The organism is Sphingopyxis sp. (assembly GCF_040216815.1).
Taxonomy (GTDB): Bacteria; Pseudomonadota; Alphaproteobacteria; order Sphingomonadales; family Sphingomonadaceae; genus Sphingopyxis.
In genome coordinates, this window is record NZ_JAVJOJ010000011.1 from 363,515 (window position 1) to 388,353 (window position 24,839).

General features: G+C 62.6%; 23 protein-coding genes and 2 tRNA genes. 17 read left to right on the forward strand and 8 right to left on the reverse strand.

Going from position 1 to position 24,839, the window contains the following annotated elements:
• Positions 1–12: 12 nt before the first annotated feature.
• Positions 13–98, reverse strand: a tRNA-Leu gene (locus tag RIA72_RS16660).
• An 89-nt stretch (positions 99–187) separates the two neighbouring features.
• Between RIA72_RS16660 and RIA72_RS16665 the strand changes: the two genes are divergently transcribed.
• Both RIA72_RS16665 and RIA72_RS16670 read left to right on the forward strand, forming a co-directional pair.
• A complete protein-coding gene (locus tag RIA72_RS16665) occupies positions 188–1,135 on the forward strand; it encodes an ABC transporter ATP-binding protein (protein WP_350033181.1) in 948 nt (315 codons plus the stop codon).
• Positions 1,132–1,899 (forward strand): ABC transporter permease, encoded by a 768-nt coding sequence (locus RIA72_RS16670; protein WP_350033182.1) that lies wholly within the window; start codon positions 1,132–1,134, stop codon positions 1,897–1,899. The genes RIA72_RS16665 and RIA72_RS16670 overlap by 4 nt, the downstream gene beginning before the upstream one ends.
• A 117-nt stretch (positions 1,900–2,016) precedes the next feature.
• On the opposite strand, the gene RIA72_RS16675 is transcribed toward RIA72_RS16670, so the two are convergent.
• The 4 genes from RIA72_RS16675 to aroA all read right to left on the reverse strand — a co-directional run bounded on the left by RIA72_RS16675 (position 2,017) and on the right by aroA (position 6,440).
• A complete protein-coding gene (locus tag RIA72_RS16675) occupies positions 2,017–2,295 on the reverse strand; it encodes an integration host factor subunit beta (RefSeq protein ID WP_350033183.1) in 279 nt (92 codons plus the stop codon).
• Between the two features lie 205 nt (positions 2,296–2,500).
• Positions 2,501–4,210 carry a 30S ribosomal protein S1 gene (gene rpsA / locus RIA72_RS16680; RefSeq protein ID WP_350033184.1) on the reverse strand — a complete coding sequence of 570 codons (1,710 nt, stop codon included), beginning with the start codon at positions 4,208–4,210 and terminating at the stop codon, positions 2,501–2,503.
• Positions 4,211–4,485: 275 nt separating this feature from the next.
• Positions 4,486–5,115, reverse strand: coding sequence for a (d)CMP kinase (locus tag RIA72_RS16685; protein WP_350033185.1), 630 nt, complete (start codon positions 5,113–5,115; stop codon positions 4,486–4,488).
• Positions 5,112–6,440, reverse strand: coding sequence for a 3-phosphoshikimate 1-carboxyvinyltransferase (gene aroA / locus RIA72_RS16690; protein WP_350033186.1), 1,329 nt, complete (start codon positions 6,438–6,440; stop codon positions 5,112–5,114). Before aroA ends, RIA72_RS16685 begins: the two co-directional genes overlap by 4 nt.
• Before the next feature lie 125 nt (positions 6,441–6,565).
• On the opposite strand from aroA, the gene RIA72_RS16695 reads away from it, so the two are divergent.
• Entirely contained in the window at positions 6,566–6,889 is a 324-nt protein-coding gene (locus RIA72_RS16695) for an FYDLN acid domain-containing protein (protein WP_350033187.1), read from the forward strand.
• 120 nt (positions 6,890–7,009) lie between these two features.
• Positions 7,010–7,085, forward strand: a tRNA-Ala gene (locus RIA72_RS16700).
• Positions 7,086–7,169: 84 nt separating this feature from the next.
• On the opposite strand, the gene RIA72_RS16705 is transcribed toward RIA72_RS16700, so the two are convergent.
• The gene (locus RIA72_RS16705; RefSeq protein ID WP_350033188.1) at positions 7,170–7,637 is read right to left on the reverse strand and encodes an Lrp/AsnC family transcriptional regulator; all 468 of its coding nucleotides are present in this window, start codon (positions 7,635–7,637) and stop codon (positions 7,170–7,172) included.
• Positions 7,638–7,880: 243 nt separating this feature from the next.
• On the opposite strand from RIA72_RS16705, the gene phhA reads away from it, so the two are divergent.
• The 8 genes from phhA to RIA72_RS16745 are packed head-to-tail and all read left to right on the forward strand — an operon-like array spanning position 7,881 to position 15,353.
• Positions 7,881–8,762: a phenylalanine 4-monooxygenase gene (gene phhA / locus RIA72_RS16710; RefSeq protein WP_350033189.1), complete on the forward strand. Its 882-nt coding sequence runs from the start codon at positions 7,881–7,883 to the stop codon at positions 8,760–8,762.
• Complete coding sequence (locus RIA72_RS16715) at positions 8,759–9,664, forward strand: tryptophan 2,3-dioxygenase (protein ID WP_350033190.1); 906 nt, start codon at positions 8,759–8,761, stop codon at positions 9,662–9,664. Before phhA ends, RIA72_RS16715 begins: the two co-directional genes overlap by 4 nt.
• Entirely contained in the window at positions 9,661–10,290 is a 630-nt protein-coding gene (kynB, locus tag RIA72_RS16720; RefSeq protein WP_350033191.1) for an arylformamidase, read from the forward strand. The genes RIA72_RS16715 and kynB overlap by 4 nt, the downstream gene beginning before the upstream one ends.
• Positions 10,287–11,528 carry a kynureninase gene (gene kynU / locus RIA72_RS16725; protein WP_350033192.1) on the forward strand — a complete coding sequence of 414 codons (1,242 nt, stop codon included), beginning with the start codon at positions 10,287–10,289 and terminating at the stop codon, positions 11,526–11,528. The genes kynB and kynU overlap by 4 nt, the downstream gene beginning before the upstream one ends.
• Positions 11,525–12,541: a carbon-nitrogen hydrolase family protein gene (locus RIA72_RS16730; RefSeq protein ID WP_350033193.1), complete on the forward strand. Its 1,017-nt coding sequence runs from the start codon at positions 11,525–11,527 to the stop codon at positions 12,539–12,541. Before kynU ends, RIA72_RS16730 begins: the two co-directional genes overlap by 4 nt.
• Positions 12,538–13,668, forward strand: a complete 1,131-nt coding sequence (locus RIA72_RS16735; protein ID WP_350033194.1) for a cupin domain-containing protein — start codon at positions 12,538–12,540, stop codon at positions 13,666–13,668. Before RIA72_RS16730 ends, RIA72_RS16735 begins: the two co-directional genes overlap by 4 nt.
• A 16-nt stretch (positions 13,669–13,684) precedes the next feature.
• Positions 13,685–14,593, forward strand: coding sequence for a fumarylacetoacetate hydrolase family protein (locus RIA72_RS16740; RefSeq protein ID WP_350033195.1), 909 nt, complete (start codon positions 13,685–13,687; stop codon positions 14,591–14,593).
• A gap of 7 nt (positions 14,594–14,600) precedes the next feature.
• Positions 14,601–15,353 (forward strand): maleate cis-trans isomerase family protein, encoded by a 753-nt coding sequence (locus RIA72_RS16745; RefSeq protein ID WP_350033196.1) that lies wholly within the window; start codon positions 14,601–14,603, stop codon positions 15,351–15,353.
• 26 nt (positions 15,354–15,379) lie between these two features.
• Here the strand turns inward: RIA72_RS16745 and RIA72_RS16750 are convergent, their stop codons facing one another.
• On the reverse strand, positions 15,380–15,826 hold the full coding sequence (locus RIA72_RS16750) for an RrF2 family transcriptional regulator (RefSeq protein WP_350033197.1): 447 nt from the start codon (positions 15,824–15,826) through the stop codon (positions 15,380–15,382).
• Between the two features lie 153 nt (positions 15,827–15,979).
• On the opposite strand from RIA72_RS16750, the gene RIA72_RS16755 reads away from it, so the two are divergent.
• From RIA72_RS16755 to RIA72_RS16765, 3 genes are read left to right on the forward strand one after another with little or no spacing between them, the layout of a single operon-like run.
• The gene (locus RIA72_RS16755; protein WP_350033198.1) at positions 15,980–16,537 is read left to right on the forward strand and encodes a hypothetical protein; all 558 of its coding nucleotides are present in this window, start codon (positions 15,980–15,982) and stop codon (positions 16,535–16,537) included.
• Positions 16,521–17,237 (forward strand): COG3904 family protein, encoded by a 717-nt coding sequence (locus RIA72_RS16760; RefSeq protein ID WP_350033199.1) that lies wholly within the window; start codon positions 16,521–16,523, stop codon positions 17,235–17,237. The genes RIA72_RS16755 and RIA72_RS16760 overlap by 17 nt, the downstream gene beginning before the upstream one ends.
• Positions 17,238–17,270: 33 nt before the next feature.
• Positions 17,271–17,873 carry an HD domain-containing protein gene (locus tag RIA72_RS16765; RefSeq protein WP_350033200.1) on the forward strand — a complete coding sequence of 201 codons (603 nt, stop codon included), beginning with the start codon at positions 17,271–17,273 and terminating at the stop codon, positions 17,871–17,873.
• A gap of 57 nt (positions 17,874–17,930) precedes the next feature.
• On the opposite strand, the gene RIA72_RS16770 is transcribed toward RIA72_RS16765, so the two are convergent.
• The gene (locus tag RIA72_RS16770; protein WP_350033201.1) at positions 17,931–18,734 is read right to left on the reverse strand and encodes an enoyl-CoA hydratase-related protein; all 804 of its coding nucleotides are present in this window, start codon (positions 18,732–18,734) and stop codon (positions 17,931–17,933) included.
• Positions 18,735–19,028: 294 nt separating this feature from the next.
• On the opposite strand from RIA72_RS16770, the gene rpoB reads away from it, so the two are divergent.
• Together rpoB and RIA72_RS16780 are read left to right on the forward strand one after the other, a co-directional pair.
• On the forward strand, positions 19,029–23,207 hold the full coding sequence (gene rpoB, locus RIA72_RS16775; RefSeq protein ID WP_350033202.1) for a DNA-directed RNA polymerase subunit beta: 4,179 nt from the start codon (positions 19,029–19,031) through the stop codon (positions 23,205–23,207).
• 52 nt (positions 23,208–23,259) lie between these two features.
• The coding region (locus RIA72_RS16780) for a DNA-directed RNA polymerase subunit beta' (RefSeq protein WP_502957977.1) at positions 23,260–24,839 on the forward strand (1,580 nt) is incomplete at its 3' end.

Here is a 24,839-nt window from a genome sequence, read left to right on the forward strand (position 1 = left end):
GTCCACCAGGGTTGGTGCGGACGGCGGGACTTGAACCCGCATGACACTAGGCCGGCAGATTTTAAGTCTGCTGCGTCTACCGATTTCGCCACGTCCGCACGCGCGGGGCCGGTCAAGCGGACCGACAGGGGCAGGTCAAGTATGTTTCGCGCTTTGCGTCCTGCGCCGGCTCGGCTAAACCGCTGCAATGACAGCCGTTCTCCAGCTTTCCGGACTCGGAAAAACCTATAAAAGCGGTCACATAGCGCTCAGCAATGTCGATCTTGAAATCAACAAGGGCGAAATTTTCGCGCTGCTCGGCCCCAATGGGGCGGGCAAGACGACGCTGATCAGCATTGTCTGCGGAATCGTCACTGCCAGCTCGGGGACGGTAACGGTCGCGGGACACGACCACGCTCGCGATTATCGGGCTGCGCGAACGAAGATCGGGCTCGTGCCGCAGGAATTGCACACCGATGCGTTTGAAACGGTGCTCGCGACGGTCAGTTTTTCGCGCGGGCTGTTCGGCAAGCCGAAGAACCCCGCCTATATCGAACAATTGCTCCGCGACCTGTCGCTCTGGGACAAGCGGAACAACAAGATCATGGAACTGTCGGGGGGCATGAAGCGCCGCGTGATGATCGCCAAGGCGCTCAGCCACGAACCCGAAATCCTCTTTCTCGACGAACCGACCGCCGGGGTCGACGTCGAACTGCGGCGTGACATGTGGCAGATGGTCCACGGTCTGCGCGAGCGCGGCGTGACGATCATCCTGACGACGCATTATATCGAGGAAGCCGAAGAAATGGCCGACCGCGTCGGTGTCATCAGCAAGGGCAGGATTGTCCTGGTTGAAGAAAAACACGCCCTGATCAAGAAGCTGGGCCGCAAGACTCTGACGCTCAATCTCGCCGAGCCGCTGGCGTCGATTCCAAGCGAATTGTCCGGCTGGAAGCTCGAACTTGTGGGCGACGGGCACGAGCTTGTCTATGAATTCGACAGCCAGGCCGAAGCGACCGGGGTGCCTTCGCTGCTGCGCAGGATGAGCGACATCGGCGTGGGGTTCAAGGATCTGCACACCAAGCAAAGCTCGCTCGAAGAGATTTTCGTCGGGCTGGTGCATGAAGACAAAAACGCGCGGGAGCAGGCCGCATGATTTCCAATATCCGCGGCATCCGCGCTATCTATCTCTTTGAAATGGCGCGCTTCGGCCGCACCTTCTGGACCAGCCTGATGCTGCCCGTCATCACGACGGCGCTCTATTTCGTCGTTTTCGGTTCGGCGATCGGAAGCCGGATGAGCGAGGTCGGCACCGTGTCTTACGGTGCCTTCATCGTGCCGGGCCTGATGATGCTGACGATGTTCACCGAAAGCATCAGCAACGCCTCGTTCGGCATCTATATGCCGAAATGGACGGGCACGATCTATGAAATGCTGTCGGCGCCCCTGTCGCCGCTCGAGACGATCATCGCCTATGTCGGTGCTGCCGCGACGAAATCGGTGATCATCGGATCGATCATATTCGCGACCGCCCATCTGTTCGTCGACGTTCACGTCGCGCATCCCCTGCTGATGGTCGCATTTATGATATTGATGGCGGTGACTTTTTGCCTTTTCGGCTTCATCATCGGCATCTGGGCGCAAAGCTTCGAACAGCTTCAGGTTATTCCGCTTCTGGTCGTCTATCCGCTGACCTTCCTGGGTGGTGCTTTCTATACGCTCGACATGCTGCCCGCCGCGTGGCGCACTGTGACCTTGTTCAATCCCGTCGTTTATCTGATCAGCGGCTTTCGCTGGACCTTCTTCGGGCAGGGCGATGTCGCGATCGAGATCAGCATGGGTGCGGTCGCGCTTTTTCTGGTGATTTGTCTCGGCGTCATCTTCTGGATGTTCAAAACCGGCTACCGGCTCAAGAACTGAGCGGATAGTCGGCCAACAACAACCGTCATCCCGGCGAAGGCCGGGATCTCGCCCGCGCGTCATATCGATAGGGTGAGATCCGGGCCTTCGCCGGGATGACGGGAAAAAGTCGCGCGCTCAGCTGTTCAGTCGCTCGCGCATTTCCTTGCCGGGCTTGAAATAGGGCACATTTTTGGCCTTCACTTCGACCGCGGCCCCCGTGCGCGGATTGCGGCCGGTGCGCGACTCGCGCGCCCGTACGGAAAAGGCGCCGAAGCCGCGAAGCTCGACGCGGCCTCCCGATGCGAGTTGGTCAACGATGGAATCAAAAAAAGTGTCGACGATGCGTTCCACCTCTTCGAGCCGCAAATCGCTGTTTTCGTTCGCGATCTTTTGAACCAGTTCTGACCGGATCATCTGCTTCCCCTATTATTTATAGCCACGCCTTGCCCGCCGAAGCAGGCACCCCGGATGTTACCGGTCGATTGTGCGCGAGACCCCTCCCAACGCATTGGGAAGGTATCATGTTTCATTGTCTGGTCAAAATGTATCACCGAAAGAAAAAGGCCCGCAGAGGGACACTCTGCGGGCCTTTTGTTTCGCGTGGAGCGGGAAGGAGGAATTAATCCTTCTTGCCGGCCTTCAGCGCTTCGCCAAGAATGTCGCCGAGCGAGGCGCCCGAATCCGACGAACCATATTGCGCCACAGCTTCCTTTTCTTCGGCGATCTGCATCGCCTTGACCGAGAAGTTCGGCTTTTTGGAGCGATCGAAGCCGACCACCATCGCGTCGAACTTCTGGCCGACCTGAGAGCGCTCCGGGCGCTGCTCGTCGCGGTCGCGGCCAAGGTCGGCACGCTTGATGAAGCCGGTCGCGCCATCTTCGCCGGCCTGGACTTCGAGGCCGTTGTCGCGGACTTCGAGGACGGAAACGGTGACGATGTCGTTCTTCTTCAGCGAGCCTGCACCAGCGCCGCCGCCGACGGCCGGGGCGCCCTTCTCAAGCTGCTTGATGCCGAGGCTGATGCGCTCCTTCTCGACATCGACGTCGAGAACGACGACCTGCACGGCCTCGCCCTTGCGGTGGAGGTGCAGCGCTTCTTCGCCCGAGATGCCCCAGGCGATGTCCGACATGTGGACCATGCCGTCGACGTCGCCGGGCAGGCCGACGAACAGACCGAATTCGGTCGCATTCTTGACTTCGCCTTCCACGACCGAGCCGACCGGATGCGCTTCGGCAAAGGCGCCCCAGGGGTTCGACTGGGCCTGCTTGAGCCCAAGCGAGATGCGGCGCTTGTCGCTGTCGACTTCGAGCACCAGGACGTCGACTTCCTGGCTCGTCGAAACGATCTTGCCGGGGTGGACGTTCTTCTTGACCCACGACATTTCGCTGACGTGGACCAGACCTTCGATGCCGGGTTCGAGTTCGACGAATGCACCGTAGTCGGTGATGTTCGTGACCGTACCTGACAGCTTTGCACCGACCGGATATTTGGCGGCGACGCCTTCCCACGGATCGCTTTCGAGCTGCTTCATGCCCAGGCTGATGCGCTGCGTGTCGCGGTTGATGCGGATGATCTGCACCTTGACCGTGTCACCGATGTTGATGACTTCGCTCGGGTGGTTGACGCGCTTGTAGCTCATGTCGGTGACATGGAGCAGGCCGTCGATGCCGCCGAGGTCGACGAACGCACCATAATCGGTGATGTTCTTGACCGCGCCTTCGATGATCTGGCCTTCTTCCAGGTTCTGGATCAGGCCCGAACGCTGTTCGGCGCGCGTTTCCTCAAGGATCGCGCGGCGCGACACGACGATGTTGCCGCGGCGACGATCCATCTTGAGGATCTGGAAGGGCTGCGGCAGGTCCATCAGCGGGCCGACGTCGCGCACGGGGCGGATGTCGACCTGGCTGCCGGGAAGGAAGGCCACGGCGCCGCCGAGGTCGACGGTGAAGCCGCCCTTGACGCGGCCGAAGATGACGCCTTCGACGCGGGCTTCCTTGTTGAATTCTTCTTCGAGGCGGTCCCACGCGGCTTCGCGGCGGGCGCGGTCACGCGACAGCATCGTTTCGCCATTGGCGTTTTCTACGCGGTCGACATAGACTTCGACTTCATCGCCGACCTTCAGGTCAGCCTTCTGGCCGGGCATCGCGAATTCGCGAAGCGCAACGCGGCCTTCGCTCTTCAGGCCGATGTCGATCACTGCCAGGTCGTTTTCGATCGCGGTTACGGTGCCCTTGACGACGCGGCCTTCAAAGCCGCCGTCGGCACCACCCAGCGATTCGTCGAGCATCGCGGCGAAATCGTCGCGCGTCGGAAAAGCCGTAGAGGCCATAGATGTTGTTCCTTACTTCATTTGTTCCGGCCAAGCGGTTGGTTCCGCTGGTCTTGTGGCCGATCCGTCCTGCACGCCGGATGCGAGGCAGAACATCCTCGGGGGCACCAAGATCGGCAAGGCGTGGACAAAGCAAAACGGGCGCGACGAGTTGCCCTCGTCACGCCCGACACTCGGCTGGAGTGGCGGTCTGTCCGCGCCTCGACCGGCAAAAGCGCCCGTCGGACGCGGCGCCTATAGGCGCGGAACCGCGCGAAAGCAAGGAAAAAGGGGGCTCAGTTCGCGTCGTGAAGCCGCTGTTCGACAAAGGCGATCGCGGCAGCCAGCGCGGCCTCGCGGGTCATGTCGCTGTTGTCGAGCAGCATGGCGTCCGGAGCGCGAACGAGGGGCGCGTCGGTGCGGCCCGTGTCGCGTGCGTCGCGCGCGTGAATGTCCGCAAGCACCGCGTCGTAACTTACCTCGACGCCGCGTGCGCGCATTTCGGCGTGACGACGGTGCGCACGTTCCTCCGGGGACGCCGTCACGAAAATTTTGGCGTCGGCGTGCGGCGCGATGACGGTGCCAATGTCGCGGCCATCGAGCACGGCGCCGCCCGGCTGGTTCGCAAAGTCGACCTGCCGCTGGAACAGCGCCTTGCGCACCGCGGGATGAACCGAGGCACGGCTTGCGAGACTGCCGGTGCTCTCATAGCGCAACGCCGGATCGTCGAGCAGGCTGTCTGGAAAGTCGCACGCGGCGAGCGCGTCCGCGGCATTGTCGGGATCGCCGTGATTAAGCTGCGTCCGATAGCCGACCGCGCGATAGAGGAGGCCGGTATCGAGAACGGGGAGGCCGAAATGCTGCGCGAGCGCCCTTGCTATCGTACCCTTGCCCGATGCGGTGGGGCCATCGACCGCGATGATCATTGTTGCAGCTCTGCAAGAAGCGCCTCGAAATTGGGGAAGCTCGTCGCGACCGGCGCGATGTCGTCGATCGTCACCGGCGCCTCGCTGACCAATCCCGCCACCGCGAAGCTCATGCAGATGCGGTGGTCGAGGTGGCCGGCGACCGTTGCGCCGCCAGGCAGCGAATCGCCGCCGCTGCCGTCGATGATCAGCCCGTCCGCGCGCTCCTCGACCCGCGCGCCGATGGCACGGAGGCCCGCCGCCATCACGGCCAGGCGATCGCTTTCCTTGACGCGAAGTTCGTCGAGCCCGGTGGTGACGGTGCGACCTTGGGCGAGAGCGGCGGCGATAAAGAGAATGGGGAATTCGTCGATCATGCTCGGCGCGACGGCGGGATCCACCTCGATACCCGTGAGCGTGCTGTGGCGAACGCGCACGTCCGCGACGGGTTCGCCGCCGACTTCGCGCGCGTTCAGAAGTTCGATGTTGCCGCCCATCTGCCCAAGCACACCGACGAGGCCCGCGCGCGTGGCGTTAAGGCCGACATTTGCGATGGTGATGTCGGACCCGGGCACGATCAGCGCCGCGACGATGAAGAAGGCGGCGGACGAAGGATCGCCGGGGACAATGATCGTCTGGGGCCTCAACTCGGCTTCGCCGCGGATACGGATATGGCGCGTGCCTTCGCCGTCGGTCTCGACCGTCAGGTCGGCGCCGAAGCCGCGCAGCATCCGCTCGCTGTGGTCGCGCGTGGGGACGGGCTCGATCACCTCGGTAATCCCCGGCGTATTGAGCCCAGCAAGCAGTATGGCGCTTTTCACCTGGGCCGACGCCATCGGCAGTCGGTAGGCGAGCGGCACGGCAGGGGCGAGGCCGCGTATCATCAGCGGCAGGCGTCCTCCGGGCGAGGCGCTGATGTCGGCACCCATCTGCCCCAGAGGATCGATCACCCGGCCCATGGGACGCCCCGACAGGCTGGCATCGCCGATGAAGGTCGCGGTGATCGGATGGCTCGCGACGAGGCCCATGAGCAGGCGGGTCGAGGTGCCGCTGTTGCCCATGTCGAGCGCTTGGCGCGGTTGCAGCAAGCCGCCGACGCCGACCCCGTCGATGTGCCATTCGCCGTCCTCGCGGCGTTCGATCGACGCGCCCATCGCGCGCATCGCCGCAGCGGTTGCGAGGACGTCATGCCCTTCGAGCAGGCCGGTCACGCGGCTTGTCCCTACTGCCAGCGCCGAAAGCATCAGCGCGCGGTGCGAGATGCTCTTGTCACCCGGAATTGCGATCTGGCCCCTCAGCGGAACGGAGGCAGAAAAGCTTTGCGGGGTGGCAGTTTGATCGGTCATGGTGTGCGGCTTTTGACAGCGGGCTTGCAATCTGGCAAGGCGCACGCCGATTTGACGGATAGCTATTCAGGCGCCGTCGTTTTTCCGGTATTTCTATCCTGTTTCCAAAGGATTACGAGGATTATATGATTAAGGCTGAATGGGGCGCCAAACGCAGCTGCCCGAAATGCGCCACGCGATTCTATGACCTGACGAACGACGATCCGGTGACCTGCATCAACTGCGGCTACGCCTGGATCCCGGAATCGGTGCTGAAATCGAAGCAGCCGATGCCGTTCGAGGAAGCGGAAAAGCCAGGCAAGGCGGCCAAGGACGATTCGGCCGATAGCGATCTAGATCTGGATGTCGATGTTGACGAGGACAGCGATTCGCCGGACAATGACGTCGATCTCGGCGGCGACGACGATCTGGGCGTTGCCACCGGCGACGACGAGGACGACGAAAGCTGATCCTGATTGGGCGAGGGGCAAAAATTCGTCGAATGGCGATTTGGCCCCTTGCATCACCCGGCGGCGCTGCTAAAGGCGGCGTCCCGGTCGCACCACCAAGGTGATGCGCTGAAATGGCACGGGGCCTTAGCTCAGCTGGGAGAGCGCCTGCATGGCATGCAGGAGGTCAGCGGTTCGATCCCGCTAGGCTCCACCATTTTCCTTCCTATAGTTTTGCACGCCGCCCGCGCGACGGGTTGTTCGCGCCGCCCGCTCCGCGCGTCGCCCGCGAGGCCCGGCGCTAGCGTCGCTCGATGGCGTTGGCCCAGGCCGAAAGGCTGCCGTCCCGCTTGATGGTCTTGAGGCAGATCGTGGTGGCCAGTCGACGCACCCCCGGCAGTTTGGACAGGTCGTGCCGCAGCAGTTCGTCGAGGTGATCCACCGATCGTGCGAAAATCTTGAGCATATAGTCGCTGTCGCCCGCGGTGGTATGGCATTCGACAATGGCCGGATGGGCCATCACCGCCTCCTCAAAATCGGCATGGGCGTCGAGGCCGATGCGAACCTCCACAAAACAATGTACTTCGAGGCCCAATGCAAAGGGATCGAGGCGGGCGGCATATCCGCCGATGATCCCTTGCTCCTCCAGACTCCTCACGCGCGTCCAGCATGGCGACTTGGAAAGGCCGACCGTTTCGCCGAGCTGCGCGAACGACTGGCGCCCGTCGCGTTCGAGCGCATCCACGATTTTCCAGTCTATCCTGTCCATAAATTCTGCTCCTGACGGTCCGGCGAAAGGGGGCGAGGAGAGGGGGATTTTCAGGTTGATAGCTGTTCGGCAATGATTCGCCAACGCACAGCGAAAGTGCAAATTCTTTCCAAACAACGAAACATCCTCCTATCATGTGGTGCCTTTTGTCTATAATCGTTCTTCTAAGAACGACGATTGAATGCAAATCGCGAACAATGTTCGCCGCTTTCAGCCCTATGCTGCCCGCGTGGGAGAAAGCGCATGGCCGCGAGCCATATTTTCGATACGCCGCCGGAAGGCGTGGCATCAGACTGGACCATGCCGCAAAACTGGGCGGCGTTTACGCCAGAGCAACATGCGACGTGGCGGATGCTGTTCGACCGGCAGGTGGCGTCGCTCGATGGTTATGCGTGCCGTTCCTTTCTGGGCGGACTCGATATTCTTCGCGGGCTGGGGCCAGGTGTTCCCGACTTCGCCGAACTCAACGCGCGCCTCGGGCCGGTGTCGGGATGGGAAATCGTTGCCGTTCCCGGCTGGATTCCCAACCGGCCCTTCTTCGAGCATCTGGCGAGCCGCCGGTTTCCCGCTGCCAATTTCCTGCGCCCGCCCGAACAGATCGCCTACAGCGAAGAGCCCGATATGTTCCACGACATATTTGGCCACGTCCCCATGCTCACCGACCCGGCCTTCGCGGATTTTCTGGTCGCATATGGCGAGGCGGGGCTGCGCGCCGAAAAGCTGGGCGCGTCGGACTATCTGGGGCGGCTGTGGTTATACACGGTCGAGTTCGGGCTTGTGGTGGAAGAGGGGCAGCTACGGGCCTTTGGCGGCGGGCTGTTGTCGAGCCTCGCCGAAACCGCCTTTGCCCTGACCGCATCCGAACCGCGTCGGCTCTGGCTCGACATCGAGCGCGTGATGCGGACGCGCTATCATTTCGACGCATTCCAGCAGACCTATTTCGTCGTCGCGGGATTCGAACAATTGCTGGCCGCGACCGAGGAAGCCGATTTCGCAAGCCTCTATAGCAAGATTGCGGACGAACCGGCGCTCGCGCCGGGTGATGCGTGGTGCGGCGATGTCGTCTATGATGGGGGCCTGCCGACCGCGCCGCCGCGATTGGCAGGCGGAGAGGCAAGCATATGATCAGGCGTACGCGTGATGGCGCGACCGAGGTTTTCGAGACCGAGATCGACGGCGAGACGATCCAGTGGGACGACGGCCTGACCTATGCGCGGCATATCCAGACGGCACAGCTGCTTTCGTCGCAGGTTCCCGTGTCGGACAAGCCCGACGAGATGCTGTTCATCATCATGCATCAGACGATGGAATTGTGGCTCAAGCTCGTGCTGCACGAAGCGCGTATCGTCTATGACGCGATCAAGCGCGACCGGCTCGAAATAGCGGCGAAGGGGCTCGACCGGATCGCGACAATCCAGCGGCACATGATCCACAGCTGGGAGGTGCTCGCGACGCTGACCCCGCATGATTTCCTGACCTTCCGGGGCTTTTTGCGCCGCGCGTCGGGGTTCCAGTCGCAGCAATATCGCGAGCTTGAATATCTGCTCGGCAACAAGCGCGGCGACATGATGATCGTTCATAAAGGCGATGCGGAAGCGACCGCGCGGCTGCGGGCGGCGTTCGAGGCGCCGTCGCTCTATGACGAATTGCTGCGCCTGCTCGCGCGGCGGGGCTTTTCCATTCCTGCGGCTTATCTGGAGCGCGACTGGACGCAGCCTTATGAGCCGTCGGAGGCGGTCGAACAGGCGTGGCTCGCCATCTACACCAACCCCGATCAGCATTGGGATCTCTACACGCTTGCCGAGAAGATCACCGCGCTCGAATATTATTTCCAGGAATGGCGCTTCAAGCACATGAAGACCGTGGCGCGCGTGATCGGGCACAAGCCGGGGACGGGCGGGTCGTCGGGGGTGAATTATCTCGTCAAGGCGTTGAACCTCAGCTTTTTCCCCGAACTCTGGTCGATGCGGACCGCGATGGTCGCGCCTCGCCAAGGTGGGGACTATGCCGAAGGAGCGCGCACATGAGCCGGATCTGGGATATTTCGCAGCCGCTCCACGCCGACGTGCCCGTGTGGCCGGGCGAGCCGGCCTTCGCGCTCCACAGCCATGCGGTGATCGGCGACGGCTGCCCCGTCAATGTCGGGGGCATGTTCACGCCGCTGCATGCGGGAACACATGGCGATGCGCCGCTTCATTATACCGATGACGGGGCCTCGTCGGCCGACTGCGATCTCGATCCCTATATCGGTCCCTGCATGCTGCTCGACGTACGCCATGCGTCCGGGCGGGTGGAGGTTGACGACATCGACTGGAGTGCCCTCGAAGGCGCCGAGCGCGTGTTGCTGCGGACCTATGAGCATTTCCCGCACCAACGGTGGGACAGTGATTTCACGGCCGTATCGAGCGACGTGATCGCGCGGCTGGGCGCAATGGGCGTTCGCCTGATCGGCACCGACGCCGCTTCGCTCGACCCCGAACAATCGAAAACGCTCGACGCGCATCGGGCGGTGAAGGCCGCCGACATGCGGATATTGGAAGGGCTGGTGCTCGATGAGGTGCGGCCCGGCCGCTACGAACTTGTCGCGCTGCCGCTGCGCATCGTCGGGGCGGACGCCAGCCCGGTTCGCGCGATACTGAGGGAGGTGGGATGACCGAAACGACAATCGCTCCCGACGTCGCGGCGCTCGACGCTGCCGATCCGCTGGCGCCTTTTCGTGACCGCTTTCATCTGCGCGAAGGCCTGATCTACCTCGATGGCAATTCGCTGGGCGCGCTGCCCAAGGCGACCGTGGGGCGCCTTGCCGAGGTGATCGGCGGCGAGTGGGGCGAGGGGCTGATCACCTCGTGGCTCGGTGCCCAATGGTCGACCGCGCCGCGGCGCATCGGCGACAAGATCGGCCGGCTGATCGGCGCCAAAGCTGGCGAGATCGTCGCGACGGATTCGACATCGGTAAATATCTTCAAGGCGATAACCGCTGCGCTTTCCTTGCGGCGTGACCGATCGGTGATCCTGTCGGAGACGACCAACTTCCCGACCGACATTTATATGATGCAGGGGGTCGAAGCCTTTTCGGGCGGTCGCGTGAAGGCCGTCACCGTCGCCCCCGACGACATTGTCGCGGCGCTGACCGACGATGTCGCGGTGCTGCTGTTGACGCAGGTGCATTACAAGTCGGGCCGCGTCCGCGACATGGCCGAAATCACCCGCGCCGCGCATGAGGCGGGAGCGTTGATCGTGTGGGATTTGAGCCATAGTGCGGGCGCGATCCCGGTCGATCTCAACGGCGCGAACGCCGATTTTGCGGTCGGCTGCGGTTATAAATATCTGAACGGAGGACCGGGGGCACCTGCCTATCTGTTCGCCGCATCGCGACATCATCGCGCGGCGCCGGTGCTGTCGGGCTGGTTCGGGCACGCGCGGCCCTTCGCCTTCGAGGAAGATTATGATCCCGCCGCCGGGATCGAGCGCTTTCAGTGCGGAACGCCGCCGGTGCTCGGCTTGTCGGCGCTGGAGGTCGGCATCGACCTGATTCTCGAAGCCGATATGTCCGAAATCCGCCGCAAATCGCTCGCACTCGGCGACCTGTTCATCGAACGTATGACCCCGCTGTGCGACGCTTATGGCTTCGCGCTCGCGAGCGTGCGGGATCATGCGGAGCGCGGCAGTCAGGTCGCCTATGCGCACCTCCAGGGCTACCAGATCGTTCAGGCGCTGAAGGAATATGATGTCATCGCCGATTTCCGCGCCCCCGACATTTTGCGCTTCGGCCTCACGCCCCTGTATCTGCGGTACGCGGACATTATCGAAACGGTGCGGCGCATCGAAAGAGTCTGCGTGACACGCGCGTGGGACAAGCCGCAATATCACCAGCGGGCGGCGGTGACATGAGCGAGGTGACGGGTCCCTTCCTGCCGAGGTCGCGCGTCGCCGCGGTGCAGGCCGCGCCGGTCTTTCTCGACGTCGGCGCCACGGTCGACAAGGCGCGTGCATTGATCGCCGAGGCCGCCGGAAACGGCGCGCAACTGGTCGCCTTTCCTGAAGTGTTCGTCGCCGCCTATCCCTATTGGAACTGGTTGATGACGCCGATTGAAGGCGCCGAGTGGCACGAGCAGCTCTATCGGGCTTCAGTGCGCGCGGAAGGGCCCGAAGTTGCCGCACTCTGCGATGCCGCCCGCGACCACGGCTGCACGGTCGTCATCGGGATCAACGAGCGCGACCCGGTGAGCGTCGGCACGCTTTATAACACCAATCTGATTATCGGCGCCGACGGCAGCCTGCTTGGACGCCACCGAAAGCTTGTCCCGACCTGGGCCGAGAAGCTCAGCTGGGCGGGCGGCGACGGTAGTTCGATCCGCGTCTACGATACGCCGGTGGGGCCGCTCGGCACGCTCGCCTGCGGTGAGAATACCAATACGCTCGCGCGCTTCGCCTTGCTGTCGCAGGGCGAGCTTGTCCATGTCGCCAACTATATCGCGCTACCGGTCGCGCCCGCGTCATACAATATGGCGGAAGCGATCAAGATCCGGGCAACCGCCCACAGCTTCGAAGGCAAGGTCTTTACGATTGTCGCCTGCTCGGCACTGAGCGCGGAGATTGTCGCGGCGATGTCGGACGGGCGCCCGCAGAACCGCGATCTCCTGTCGCGTCCGAACAGCGCCTGGTCGGGCGTCATCGACCCGCATGGAAATTTGGTCGGCGAGCCGCTGATCGATGACGAGGGCATCATTTATGCCGACATCGACCTTGGCGAATGTATCCGGCCCAAGCTGATGCACGACATTATCGGCGGCTATAATCGCTTCGACATCTTCAACCTGACGGTCGACCGGACTCCCCGCGCGTCGGCCCAGTTCGTCGATGCGCCGCAGCCCGTCGACCCCGATCAGGAGACGCCGCCATGACAGGCAACACGACCATCGACCCGCGCGACGATGTGCTCGGCCGGTCGCGCGTGAGCGATACGCCCGAACTCGAAGTCTTTTATCAGGAACTCGCCGGCCACAACGCCGGTGCTTTCTGGAAACGCGCCAATGCGATCGAGCCGTGGGAGCCCGAAACGCGCTATCGTCCGACATTGTGGCGTTATGACGAGATGCGCGCGCTGTGCCTGCGGGCGCTCGACCTGGTGAAGCCCGAGGAGGCCGGGCGCCGCGTCGTCACCCTGCTCAACGACAGCGATGCCGGGCGCGAGAATGTCGCGGTGTGCGGCTGGCTGTTCAGCGGGATGCAGGCGATGCGCCCCGGCGAGATCACTCCCGCGCACAAGCACACGGCCTCGGCGCACCGCTTTATCATGGAAGGGAAGGGCGCCTATACCGTCGTCGACGGGCATCCTATCACGCTGGGTATCAATGACTATGTCCTGACCCCGAACGGCGCCTGGCACGATCATGGCGTGACCGCCGACGGCGAAGTGTCGATCTGGCAGGATGGGCTCGACATTCCGCTGATGAACAGCCTCGAGACGAATTTCTATGCCGTTTACGATCAGCCCGCGCAAACTCCGGCCTTTCCCGCCGACGACCTGCCGCTGAGCTATGGCGGCGCGGCGCTGCGGCCCGAAGGGACGGCGGCATGGGAGAAGCCCTATTCGCCCGTGATGGTCTATCGCTGGGACGCGACGCGCGACGCGCTCTGGAATCTCGACAAAGTGTCGGACGGCACGCCCTTTGACGGGCATTTGATGCGCTATGCGAACCCGCTGACGGGCGGCTGGGCGCTGCAGACGATGGGCGCGCATATGCAGATGCTGAAGCCCGGTTTTCGTGGGCTCGCGCACCGCCACACGGGCAATGTCATCTATAATGTCGCGGGCGGGCGCGGTTATTCGATCATCGGCGGCGAGCGGTTCGACTGGCAGGCGCACGATATTTTCTGCGTGCCCGCGTGGACGTGGCACGAGCATGTCAATCTCGACGCTTCCGAGGAGGCCTTTCTCTTCTCTTTCAACGATTTCCCCGTGATGGAGGCGCTCGGCGTCCGGATCGAGGAGCCCTATTCCGAAAATGGCGGCCGCCAGCCCGCCTGATCAGACAGGAAAGTTTATGCGCTTTGTGACCTATCGCACGGCCCTGACCGAACCGCGGCTCGGCTTGCTCCATGACGGGCTTGTGATCGACGTCGAATATTTCGGCGATGCGATCGGCAGGGATATGCCGTCGACGATGCTCGATTTCATCGATCTGGGCCCGATTGCCGTGCGCTTCCTGCACGAAGCCGTCGCGGCGGCCCCGGCCGCGGACCTTGTCGGCACGTCGCTGCCCCAGGGAAATGTCACCCTGACGGCGCCGATACCGCGTCCGCGCAAGAATATATTCGGCATCGGGCTCAATTACACCGAGCATGTCGCCGAATCGGCGCGCAGTCTCGATACGTCGAAGGAATTACCACAGCAGCCGGTGATCTTCTCCAAACCGCCCACGGCCGTGGTCGGGTGGAATGATCCGATCCGCCATAACGCGAAGGTGACGCAGCAACTCGACTGGGAAGCCGAGCTGGCGGTGGTGATCGGCAGCACGGCGCACCGTGTCGCCGAGGCTGAGGCGTTGAACCATGTCTTCGGCTATACCGTCATCAACGATGTGTCGGCGCGCGATTGCCGCCGCGCCGGGCAGTGGATCGTGTCAAAGGGTCAGGACAGCTTCGCGCCGATGGGGCCGTGCATCGTGACCCCGGAAGAAATCGGCGATCCGCACAACCTCAATATCCGAACCCATGTGAACGGGGTCGAGAAGCAGAATGGCAATACGCGCTTCATGCTGTTCAATGTAGGTCAGTTGATCGCCGATATTTCGAGCGTGATGACGCTGGAACCCGGTGACATCATCGCAACCGGAACCCCCGCGGGGGTCGGTGCCGGACGCGATCCGCAGGAGTTCCTGTGGCCGGGCGACGTCGTCGAATGCACCGTCGAGGGCATCGGCACGCTGCGCAACCCGGTCGTCGCGGTCTGAGGCGCGTATGACCCGGCCAATCCGTATCGGGCAGATCGTGCCCAGTTCGAACGTCACGATGGAAACCGAGATTCCCGCTCTGCTGCGGGCGCGGGAAGCTATCGCCGCCGAGCGCTTCACCTTCCACTCGTCGCGGATGCGGATGAAGAAGGTCACGAAGGAAGAGCTGGCAGCGATGGATACCGATTCCGACCGCTGCGCGCTCGAACTGTCCGATGCCGCGGTCGATGTCCTGGGCTATGCTTGCCTCGTTGCAATTATGAGCATGGGCGAGGGGTATCACCGCGTATCCGAGGCGCGGCTGCACCAGCGAACGGTCGAGAATGGCCGCGCCGCGCCGGTCGTCACCAGTGCTGGCGCGCTCGTCGAAGGGCTGAAGGTGCTGCGCGCCACGCGTATCGCGCTCATCGCACCCTATATGAAGCCCCTGACCGAAATGGTCGCCGGCTACATCGCCAGCGAAGGTGTCGAGGTTGCCGACTGGCTCGCTCTGGAAGTTTCCGACAATCTGGAAGTCGCAGCGCAGGACCCGACAAAGCTGCTCGACCACTACAAGCGGCTCGATTTGAACGGTGTCGATGCGCTCGTTCTTTCGGCATGCGTCCAGATGCCCTCGCTGTCGGCAGTCCAGAAGGTCGAAGATGCTGTCGGCATTCCGGTGGTTTCGGCCGCGATTTGTACGGCGCACCAGATGCTCACGCGGCTCGGCCTGTCGACGCATATACCCGGCGCCGGCGCGCTGCTCTCCGGCAAATATTGAGTGTTTTGGCGAGCCGGAAAGCGAGTCTACGCCGCGGCGTCTTCCCGCTCGAAAACCGGTTCCAGCGCGATCGGGTCGGCCAGCGTGATGCGGTCGAGGATTGCCGCGGTGTCGTCGCGGACGCGGAGCATCAGGCTGCGCAGACGGCATTCGGCTTCGGGCAGGCAGTTCTTGCAATGTTCGTGCGCGTTACGCGCAGCGCAAGGCACAAGCGCAAGCGAGCCGCGCGTCAGCCGGACGAGGTCGCCGTAGCTGATGTCGACGGGCGGGAGAGCAAGCTGGTAGCCGCCATCGCGCCCCCGCTGCGAGATCAGAAGGCCTTCGCGCGCCATTTCCGACAGGATGACGGTCAGGAATTTGGGCGGGATATTCTGCGCTTCGGCAATGTCCGCAAGCTGGACCTGCCCCTTGCCCCAATGATCGGCAAGATGCTGGAACGCGCGGATCGTATAGCGGGTCTTCTGCGAGAGCATGGCAGCGTTACTGAGGCATAATCCACCTTAATTCAACCTGTCTGGATGAGATAAGTTGCACGGTTGATGAAAATCACAGCCGGTGGCATGTTTCGCCGATACAAGGGGTCGCATGCTTTGCCCGATCGGGGCGCGGAATAGATGGATAAGATGATGCGAAAACTGGTGGCGACCCCGACCGTTCTGGCTGCCTGCCTGCTGGCGATCACTCCTGCGCAGGCACAGTTTGGCAGCCTGCTGCGTAAGGTGACGACCCCGGCGCCTTCGCCGAGCGAGGACGACAATGGTGGATGTCCGAAGGGCAAGAAAGGAAGCGGGGTCGGGCGCGGCATTTTGGGGGGCGTGATCCGCGATGCCGTCGGCGACGCGGCAAGCAGGGCGGGCGTTTATTCCTATGTGCCTATTTCAGAGGTTAGCGACACTTTGACCGACGCGATCGCCTGCCGTCTCGATCCCGCCGAACAGGTACAGGCGGCGGCGGCGACCGAGGAAGCCACGCGGGGCGAGGAAGTCGGTGGGACGGCGAATTGGACGAGCGCGACCCGCGAGAATGTTAGCGGATCGTCGACTGTGGCCTCGAAAAATCAATTGGCCGACGGAACCCAGTGTATGAACGTCACAGACATCATCATCGTCGAAGGCGAGGAAACGCGCGTGTCGAAACGTATGTGCAAGGGGCCGGGGCAGGCGCGCTATGTTCTTGCGGCGTAAATTCTTCCGGGTCGCGGCGGCGGCGGGGATGATCGTTTGCTTCGCCGGCAATGCCCGGCCGGCGGTCGATCCCGCGAACCCGACCTGCCCACTGAACCCCGACTGGTCGGCGAATGCAGAGATGAAGCTGACGCCGGTGGCGAAGAAGGGTGGCAAGGTGCTGCTCGCCGAGGGGCGGATCGATAGTGGGCTGCCCGAGCGGTTGAAGGTGGTGCTCGCTGCGAATCCCGATATTGCCGAGATTTGGCTGCGCTCGCCCGGCGGCGATGCGCGCGCGGGCAATGCTGCTGGCCGCATCATCCGTTCCAATTTCGGACTGACGACACGCATCCCCGCTGGCTGGGCGTGTTTCAGCGCGTGCAACTTTGTTTTCATGGGCGGCCAGCCGCGCGTGATCGACCCAGGTGGGTTGTTCATCGTTCACATGTTCACGCGGACGGGCGATCGCAGCGCCATCGACATGAGCGTCGCGATGGGCACCGACGCGACCAAGGAACTGATCGGCGACATCGAACAGGATGCAGCGCTGCTGGCGAGCGAGGACAATGATTTCCTCATTCGAATGGGTGTGTCGCGCAAATTGCTGACCGAGGTGATGTACCGGCAGAAGGCGTTGGCGAACGCCGAGGACAAGTCGACCCGCCGCTGCCTGACCCAAGCCGAGGTCAGAACCTATAACGTTGCAAATAACAACGAATAGGATAGGCTGGCCTCAACCAGAGGAGAGGCTGCCATGACCGACGTGACGCATGACCATGCGCGTTTCCGTTCGATGATCGACGGAACCCAGGAAGATTGGGATATTATCGCGCGCGAGCAGAAGGCGTTTGCACCGCAGAACGGCAAGCGGATCATCGAGCATCTGAAATTGCTCGGCGGCGACTATGGCGGTTTTCCGGTCGATCGACTTGAGCATTGCCTGCAGACCGCGACGCGCGCATACCGTGACGGCCGAGACGAGGAATATGTCGTGATGGCGCTGCTCCACGACATTGGCGACACGCTGGGCGCGTTCAACCATCCCGATGTCGCGGCGGCGATCCTCAAGCCCTTCCTGTCAGAAGAAAATCTGTGGATCGTTCAGCACCATGGCATTTTTCAGGGCCATTATTTCTTCCACTATCTCGGGCTCGACCGCGACATGCGCGATCAGTTCAGGGATCATCCCTATTATGATGCGTGCGCCGAATTCTGCGAAAAATATGACGCCCCGGCGTTCGATCCCGACTATGACAGCGAGAGCCTGGAGTTTTTCGAGCCGATGGTGATGCGGATCTGTTCCTATCCGCGCACGAGCATCTACAAGAAGGTGATGGCCGAAGAAGCGGCGGCGTAGGTCTCTATCCTCGACCGCCATCCCGGCTCTCGCCGGGATGGCGGCAGCAGGGTGGGCTTACTTCCCCTTGAACTCGGTCTTGCGCTTCTGCTGGAACGCCATGATGCCTTCCATCGCGTCCGCCGTGCTGCCGGCGATGAACTGACCCTTGGCTTCGGCATCGAGCGTGGCCGCGAAATCCTGCGACAGGCCGTCGCGCAAAACCTTGCGCATCGTGCCTAGCGCGATCGTCGGACCGCTTGCCAGGCGAACCGCGAGCGCCTTTGCTTCGGCCATCAGCTCGCTATCCTCGACGCATTTGTAGATCATCCCCCAGTCGGCCGCCTGCTCGGCGCCGATCTTTTCGCCCAGCATCATCATCTGCAATGCGCGCGGCACGCCAACGAGGCGCGGCAGCAGCCACGAAGAGCCGCCATCGGGGACGAGGCCGATATTGACAAAAGCTTGCAGGAAGTAGGCGCTTTTGCCCGCGATAGTGAAGTCCCCGGAAAGAGCGAAGCTGCAACCGACGCCCGCGGCGGGGCCGTTGACCGCCACGATCACCGGGATATCGAGATTGGCGAGCGCGATCAGCATCGGGTTGTAGTGGGCGCGCAGCGCGTTCCGGCTGCGCGCGCCGCCGCCCACTGCGCCGCCCGACCGGTCGCCCGCCAGGTCGGCGCCTGAACAGAAGCCGCGCCCCTCGCCGGTGATAAGCAGTGCCCGCGCGCCGAAACCGGGAAGGTGATCGAGCGCCGCACGGATGTCATCAGCCATCGCGGGCGGCATCGAATTGAGGCGGTCGGGGCGGTTGAGCGTGATCGTTGCCACATTGTCGGCGATGGCGAGTTTGATGGTGTCGAAAGCGGGCAGGTCGGTCATGGGGAAGAATCCTCTCGCTGGAGCTTTACCTTTACGTTCACGTAAAGGTGTGGCGTATTTGCGAAGTGAGTGCAAGGGGGGCGGTGGCGTTGACTTGTCCCACCCGCAATCCTATATGGCGATCACACCCACCGTCCGAGATAGAGCCTGACTTTGCGCGGCAGGCTGTACGGATAGGGCGGCGGGATTTCGAGATGCGTTAAGAAGCTGCGGTAAACCGGCGACGGTTGCTTGCGGCCTTTTTGCGTCTCTATCGCGTCCGCGAGTTATTTTATCAAGGCGAGACAATCATTTATGGCGACCAAGGCGAAGTCGGTGGGCCAGGCCCTCGAAGCAACCGCGACCAAGCGAATCCGCAAGCTGTTCGGCAATATCCACGAAGCGGTGGAGATGCCCAACCTCATCGAGGTGCAGCGCGAATCCTATGAACAGTTCCTGCGGTCCGACCCGTCGATCGGTTATGTTTCGGGCCTCGAAAAGACGCTGCGCAGCGTTTTTCCGATCCGCGACTTCGCCGGCACCGCCGAGCTCGACTTCGTCCATTACGAACTCGAAGACCCGAAATATGACGTCGAGGAATGCCGTCAGCGCGGCATCACCTATGCGGCGCCGATGAAGGTGACGTTGCGCCTGATCGTGTTCGAGGTCGACAGCGAAACCGACACGCGCAGCGTCCTCGATATCAAGGAGCAGGACGTTTACATGGGCGACATGCCGCTCATGACCGAGAACGGCACCTTCTTTGTCAACGGCACCGAGCGTGTCATCGTGTCACAGATGCACCGTTCGCCGGGTGTGCTCTTCGACCATGACCGCGGCAAGACCCACTCGTCGGGCAAGTTCCTGTTCGCCGCGCGCGTGATTCCTTATCGCGGTTCGTGGCTCGACTTCGAGTTCGACGCCAAGGACATCGTCAACGTCCGTATCGACCGCAAGCGCAAGCTTCCCGTGACGTCGCTCCTCTATGCCCTCGGCATGTCGGGCGAGGAAATCCTCAATCATTTTTATGACCGGCTCGTCTTCGAGCGCGCTGAAAACGGTTGGAAAGTCCCGTTCGTCGTCGAAAACTGGCGTGGCGCCAAGCCCGCGTTCGACGTCGTGGATGCCAAGACCGGCGAAGTGGTCTTTGCCGCGGGCCACAAGATCAGTCCGCGCCTTGCCAACAAGGCTGCGAAAGACGGTCTCGACACGCTGCTGATCCCGACCGAGGAAATCTTTGGCCGTTATTCGGCCTATGATCTGATCAACGAAGCGACCGGCGAGATTTACATCGAGGCCGGCGACGAAGTGTCGGCCGAGAATCTGGAAAAGCTCGACGCGGCGGGAATCGACAAGCTCGTCCTGCTCGACATCGATCACAACAACACCGGTCCCTGGATCCGCAACACGCTGAAGGCCGACAAGGCCGAGGATCGCGACCAGGCGCTGTCGGACATCTACCGCGTCATGCGCCCCGGCGAACCGCCGACGCGCGAAACCGCCGAGGCGCTGTTCGGCGGCCTGTTCTTCGACCCCGAGCGTTACGACCTGTCGGCGGTCGGCCGCGTCAAGCTCAACATGCGCCTCGGCCTCGATGCCGAGGATACCGTCACGACGCTCCGCAGCGAGGACATCCTTGCCGTGGTCAAGGAGCTGGTGAACCTGAAGGACGGAAAGGGCGAAATCGACGACATCGACAACCTCGGCAACCGCCGCGTCCGTTCGGTCGGCGAGCTGCTCGAAAACCAGTATCGCGTGGGCCTGCTCCGCATGGAGCGTGCGGTGAAGGAGCGCATGAGCTCGGTCGACGTCTCGACCGTCATGCCGAACGACCTGATCAACGCCAAGCCCGCGGTGGCCGCGGTGCGCGAATTCTTCGGCTCGTCGCAGCTTTCGCAGTTCATGGACCAGACGAACCCGCTGTCCGAAGTCACCCACAAGCGCCGCGTGTCGGCGCTTGGGCCGGGTGGTCTGACCCGCGAGCGCGCGGGCTTTGAAGTCCGCGACGTTCACCCGACCCACTATGGTCGTATCTGCCCCATTGAAACGCCTGAAGGTCCGAACATCGGCCTGATCAACAGCCTTGCGACCTTCGCGCGAGTCAACAAGTACGGCTTCATCGAAACGCCGTATCGCCGCGTGGTCGACGGCAAGGTAACGAACGAAGTCGTCTATCTGTCGGCGATGGAGGAGCAGAAGCATACGGTTGCGCAGGCGAACGCCGATCTCAACCCCGATGGAAGCTTCATCGAAGAGCTGATCTCGGCGCGCGAAGCGGGCGAATTCCTGATGGCACCGCGCGAGCAGATCACGTTGATGGACGTCTCGCCGAAGCAGCTGGTTTCGGTCGCAGCGTCGCTGATCCCCTTCCTCGAGAACGACGACGCCAACCGCGCGCTCATGGGATCGAACATGCAGCGTCAGGCGGTGCCGCTGCTCCGCGCCGAGGCTCCGGTCGTCGGCACCGGTATGGAAGGCACCGTTGCACGCGATTCGGGCGCCGCGATCGCGGCGCGTCGCGGAGGCGTCATCGACCAGGTCGATGCGACGCGTATCGTCATCCGCGCGACCGATATGGTCGAGCCCGGCAAGTCGGGCGTCGACATCTATCGTCTCCAGAAGTTCCAGCGTTCGAACCAGTCGACCTGCATCAACCAGCGGCCGCTGGTGAAGGTCGGCGACGTCGTGCGTTCGGGCGACATCATCGCTGACGGTCCGTCGACCGAGCTTGGCGAACTGGCGCTCGGCAAGAATGTGCTCGTCGCGTTCATGCCGTGGAACGGCTATAATTATGAGGACTCGATCCTCATTTCCGAACGTATCGTGAAGGACGACGTCTTCACCTCTGTTCACATCGAGGAATTTGAAGTCACGGCGCGCGATACGCGCCTTGGCCCCGAAGACATCACCCGCGACATCCCGAACGTCGGCGAGGAAGCGCTGCGCAACCTCGACGAAGCGGGCATCGTCTATATCGGTGCAGAGGTCGGCCCCGGCGACATCCTGGCGGGCAAGATCACGCCGAAGGGCGAAAGCCCGATGACGCCGGAAGAAAAGCTGCTGCGCGCCATCTTTGGCGAAAAGGCCAGCGACGTGCGCGATACGTCGCTCCGCCTGCCGCCGGGCGTGTCGGGCACGGTCGTCGAAGTCCGCGTCTTCAACCGCCATGGTATCGACAAGGACGAGCGCGCGATCGCGATCGAACGCGAGGAAATCGAGCGTCTGAAGCAGGACGCCGACGACGAGCGCGCGATCCTCAACCGTGCGACCTTCTCCAGCCTCAAGGAACTGCTGATCGGCCAGACCACCAGCGCGGTGCCGAAGGGTATGAAGAAGGGCGAGGAGTTGACCGAAGAGGCGCTCGTCGAACTCGACCGCGCCGACTGGTGGAAGCTGGCGGTTGTGGACGACAAGGCGCAGACCGCGCTGGAAGCGATCAAGGCGCAGTATGACGAGGCGATCAAGCGCATCAACGCCAAGTATGAAGATCGCGTCGAGAAGCTGCAGCGCGGCGACGAACTCGCGCCGGGTGTGCTCAAGATGGTCAAGGTCTTCGTTGCGGTGAAGCGCAAGCTGCAGCCGGGCGACAAGATGGCGGGCCGTCACGGGAACAAGGGCGTTATCAGCCGCATCCTGCCCAACGAGGACATGCCGTTCCTCGAAGACGGGACGCCGGTGGATATCGTGCTCAACCCGCTGGGTGTGCCGTCGCGCATGAACGTCGGGCAGATCCTGGAAACGCACCTCGGCTGGGCTTCGCGCGGCCTGGGGCGGCAGGTGACGCAGGCGCTGGAGGAATGGCGCGACGCCAATCCCGATGCGACCGGCGGGCAGATGCCGGAAGCGGTCAAGGAACAGCTTGAGCATGTCTATGGCGCCGAATATCTGGACGACATCCGGTCGCGCGATGCCGACAGCATCGTCGAACTGGCGTCGAACCTGAAGGTCGGTGTGCCGTTCGCGACGCCGGTGTTCGACGGTGCGAAAGAAGCCGATGTGTCGAACATGCTGACCTTGGCCGGTCTCGATGAATCGGGCCAGTCGGACCTTTACGACGGCCGCACCGGTGACAAGTTCGACCGCAAGGTGACGGTGGGCTACATCTACATGCTGAAGCTCCACCACCTCGTCGATGACAAGATCCACGCGCGTTCGATCGGCCCCTACAGCCTCGTCACCCAGCAACCGCTGGGCGGTAAGGCGCAGTTCGGTGGCCAGCGCTTCGGTGAAATGGAGGTCTGGGCGCTCCAGGCCTATGGCGCGGCGTACACGCTGCAGGAGATGCTGACGGTGAAGTCCGACGACGTGATCGGCCGCACCAAGGTTTACGAAGCGATCGTCAAGGGCGACGACACGTTCGAGGCCGGCATTCCCGAAAGCTTCAACGTGCTCGTCAAGGAAATGCGCTCGCTGGGCCTCAACGTCGAGCTTTCGTCCTATTCGGACGAAGACGACAACGAGGGTCCGGAAGCCCTTCCCGAAGCCGCCGAATAAGATTTTTCCTCACCCCTCTCGCTCGCGCGAGAGGGGAAGATGGAGCAGATAAATGAACCAGCTTACCAACTTCATGAACCCGGTCGCGAAGCCCGAAACCTTCGACATGATCAAGATCGGCATCGCGAGCCCCGAGCGCATCCGCTCCTGGTCGTTCGGCGAGATCAAGAAGCCCGAAACGATCAACTACCGCACGTTCAAGCCCGAGCGTGACGGCCTGTTCTGCGCGCGCATCTTTGGCCCGATCAAGGATTATGAATGCCTGTGCGGTAAGTATAAGCGCATGAAATACAAGGGCATCGTCTGCGAGAAGTGCGGTGTCGAAGTCACGGTCACGAAGGTTCGCCGCGAGCGGATGGGCCATATCGAGCTCGCCGCTCCGGTCGCGCACATCTGGTTCCTGAAGTCGCTGCCGTCGCGCATCGGCTTGCTGCTCGACATGCAGCTGAAGCAGCTCGAGCGCGTCCTCTATTTTGAAGCCTATATCGTTCTTGAGCCCGGCCTGACCCCGCTTGAGAAGTTCCAGCTTCTGACCGAAGACGAACTGCTCGACGCGCAGGACGAATATGGCGAAGACGCTTTCTCGGCCGGTATCGGCGCTGAGGCGATCCGCGTGCTGCTCGAAAATCTCGACCTCGAGCAGGAGCGCGTCGACCTGATGGAAGAGCTGGCGACGACCAAGTCGGAGCTGAAGCCCAAGAAGATCATCAAGCGCCTGAAGGTTGTGGAATCGTTCATCGAATCGGGCAATCGTCCCGAGTGGATGATCCTCGAAGTCGTACCGGTCATCCCGCCCGAACTGCGCCCGCTGGTACCGCTCGACGGCGGCCGCTTTGCGACGTCGGATTTGAACGACCTCTATCGCCGCGTGATCAACCGCAACAACCGCCTGAAGCGCCTGATGGAATTGCGCGCGCCGGATATCATCGTCCGCAACGAAAAGCGCATGTTGCAGGAAGCGGTCGATGCGCTGTTCGACAACGGCCGTCGCGGCCGCACGATCACCGGCGCCAACAAGCGTCCGCTGAAGTCGCTTTCGGACATGCTCAAGGGCAAGCAGGGCCGCTTCCGTCAGAACCTGCTCGGCAAGCGCGTCGACTATTCGGGCCGTTCGGTCATCGTGACCGGGCCGGAGCTGAAATTGCACCAGTGCGGCCTGCCCAAGAAGATGGCGCTCGAACTGTTCAAGCCGTTCATCTACGCGCGCCTCGACGCCAAGGGTCTGTCGATGACGCTGAAGCAGGCAAAGAAGTGGGTCGAAAAGGAACGCAAGGAAGTCTGGGACATCCTCGACGAAGTCATTCGCGAGCACCCGGTGCTGCTGAACCGCGCGCCGACGCTTCACCGCCTCGGCATCCAGGCGTTCGAGCCCGTGCTGATCGAGGGCAAGGCGATCCAGCTTCACCCGCTGGTCTGCGCGGCGTTCAACGCCGACTTCGACGGTGACCAGATGGCCGTCCACGTCCCGCTCAGCCTCGAAGCACAGCTGGAAGCGCGCGTGCTGATGATGTCGACCAACAACATCCTCAGCCCCGCGAACGGCAAGCCGATCATCGTGCCGTCGCAGGACATGGTCCTCGGCCTCTATTATCTGTCGCTCGAACGCGAAGGCGAACCGGGCGAGGGCATGAT

Bases quoted from the DNA above. Each gene is read 5' to 3' on its own strand.
- RIA72_RS16715 (WP_350033190.1), top strand. From the start codon at position 8,759: ATGATCAGGCGTACGCGTGATGGCGCGACCGAGGTTTTCGAGACCGAG.
- RIA72_RS16685 (WP_350033185.1), bottom strand. From the start codon at position 5,115: ATGATCATCGCGGTCGATGGCCCCACCGCATCGGGCAAGGGTACGATA.
- kynU (WP_350033192.1), top strand. From the start codon at position 10,287: ATGACCGAAACGACAATCGCTCCCGACGTCGCGGCGCTCGACGCTGCC.
- aroA (WP_350033186.1), bottom strand. From the start codon at position 6,440: ATGACCGATCAAACTGCCACCCCGCAAAGCTTTTCTGCCTCCGTTCCG.
- RIA72_RS16770 (WP_350033201.1), bottom strand. From the start codon at position 18,734: ATGACCGACCTGCCCGCTTTCGACACCATCAAACTCGCCATCGCCGAC.
- RIA72_RS16755 (WP_350033198.1), top strand. From the start codon at position 15,980: ATGCGAAAACTGGTGGCGACCCCGACCGTTCTGGCTGCCTGCCTGCTG.
- RIA72_RS16665 (WP_350033181.1), top strand. From the start codon at position 188: ATGACAGCCGTTCTCCAGCTTTCCGGACTCGGAAAAACCTATAAAAGC.
- RIA72_RS16760 (WP_350033199.1), top strand. From the start codon at position 16,521: ATGTTCTTGCGGCGTAAATTCTTCCGGGTCGCGGCGGCGGCGGGGATG.
- RIA72_RS16745 (WP_350033196.1), top strand. From the start codon at position 14,601: ATGACCCGGCCAATCCGTATCGGGCAGATCGTGCCCAGTTCGAACGTC.
- RIA72_RS16750 (WP_350033197.1), bottom strand. From the start codon at position 15,826: ATGCTCTCGCAGAAGACCCGCTATACGATCCGCGCGTTCCAGCATCTT.
- rpsA (WP_350033184.1), bottom strand. From the start codon at position 4,210: ATGGCCTCTACGGCTTTTCCGACGCGCGACGATTTCGCCGCGATGCTC.
- RIA72_RS16730 (WP_350033193.1), top strand. From the start codon at position 11,525: ATGAGCGAGGTGACGGGTCCCTTCCTGCCGAGGTCGCGCGTCGCCGCG.
- phhA (WP_350033189.1), top strand. From the start codon at position 7,881: ATGGCCGCGAGCCATATTTTCGATACGCCGCCGGAAGGCGTGGCATCA.
- RIA72_RS16695 (WP_350033187.1), top strand. From the start codon at position 6,566: ATGATTAAGGCTGAATGGGGCGCCAAACGCAGCTGCCCGAAATGCGCC.
- RIA72_RS16765 (WP_350033200.1), top strand. From the start codon at position 17,271: ATGACCGACGTGACGCATGACCATGCGCGTTTCCGTTCGATGATCGAC.
- RIA72_RS16670 (WP_350033182.1), top strand. From the start codon at position 1,132: ATGATTTCCAATATCCGCGGCATCCGCGCTATCTATCTCTTTGAAATG.
- kynB (WP_350033191.1), top strand. From the start codon at position 9,661: ATGAGCCGGATCTGGGATATTTCGCAGCCGCTCCACGCCGACGTGCCC.
- rpoB (WP_350033202.1), top strand. From the start codon at position 19,029: ATGGCGACCAAGGCGAAGTCGGTGGGCCAGGCCCTCGAAGCAACCGCG.
- RIA72_RS16735 (WP_350033194.1), top strand. From the start codon at position 12,538: ATGACAGGCAACACGACCATCGACCCGCGCGACGATGTGCTCGGCCGG.
- RIA72_RS16705 (WP_350033188.1), bottom strand. From the start codon at position 7,637: ATGGACAGGATAGACTGGAAAATCGTGGATGCGCTCGAACGCGACGGG.
- RIA72_RS16740 (WP_350033195.1), top strand. From the start codon at position 13,685: ATGCGCTTTGTGACCTATCGCACGGCCCTGACCGAACCGCGGCTCGGC.
- RIA72_RS16675 (WP_350033183.1), bottom strand. From the start codon at position 2,295: ATGATCCGGTCAGAACTGGTTCAAAAGATCGCGAACGAAAACAGCGAT.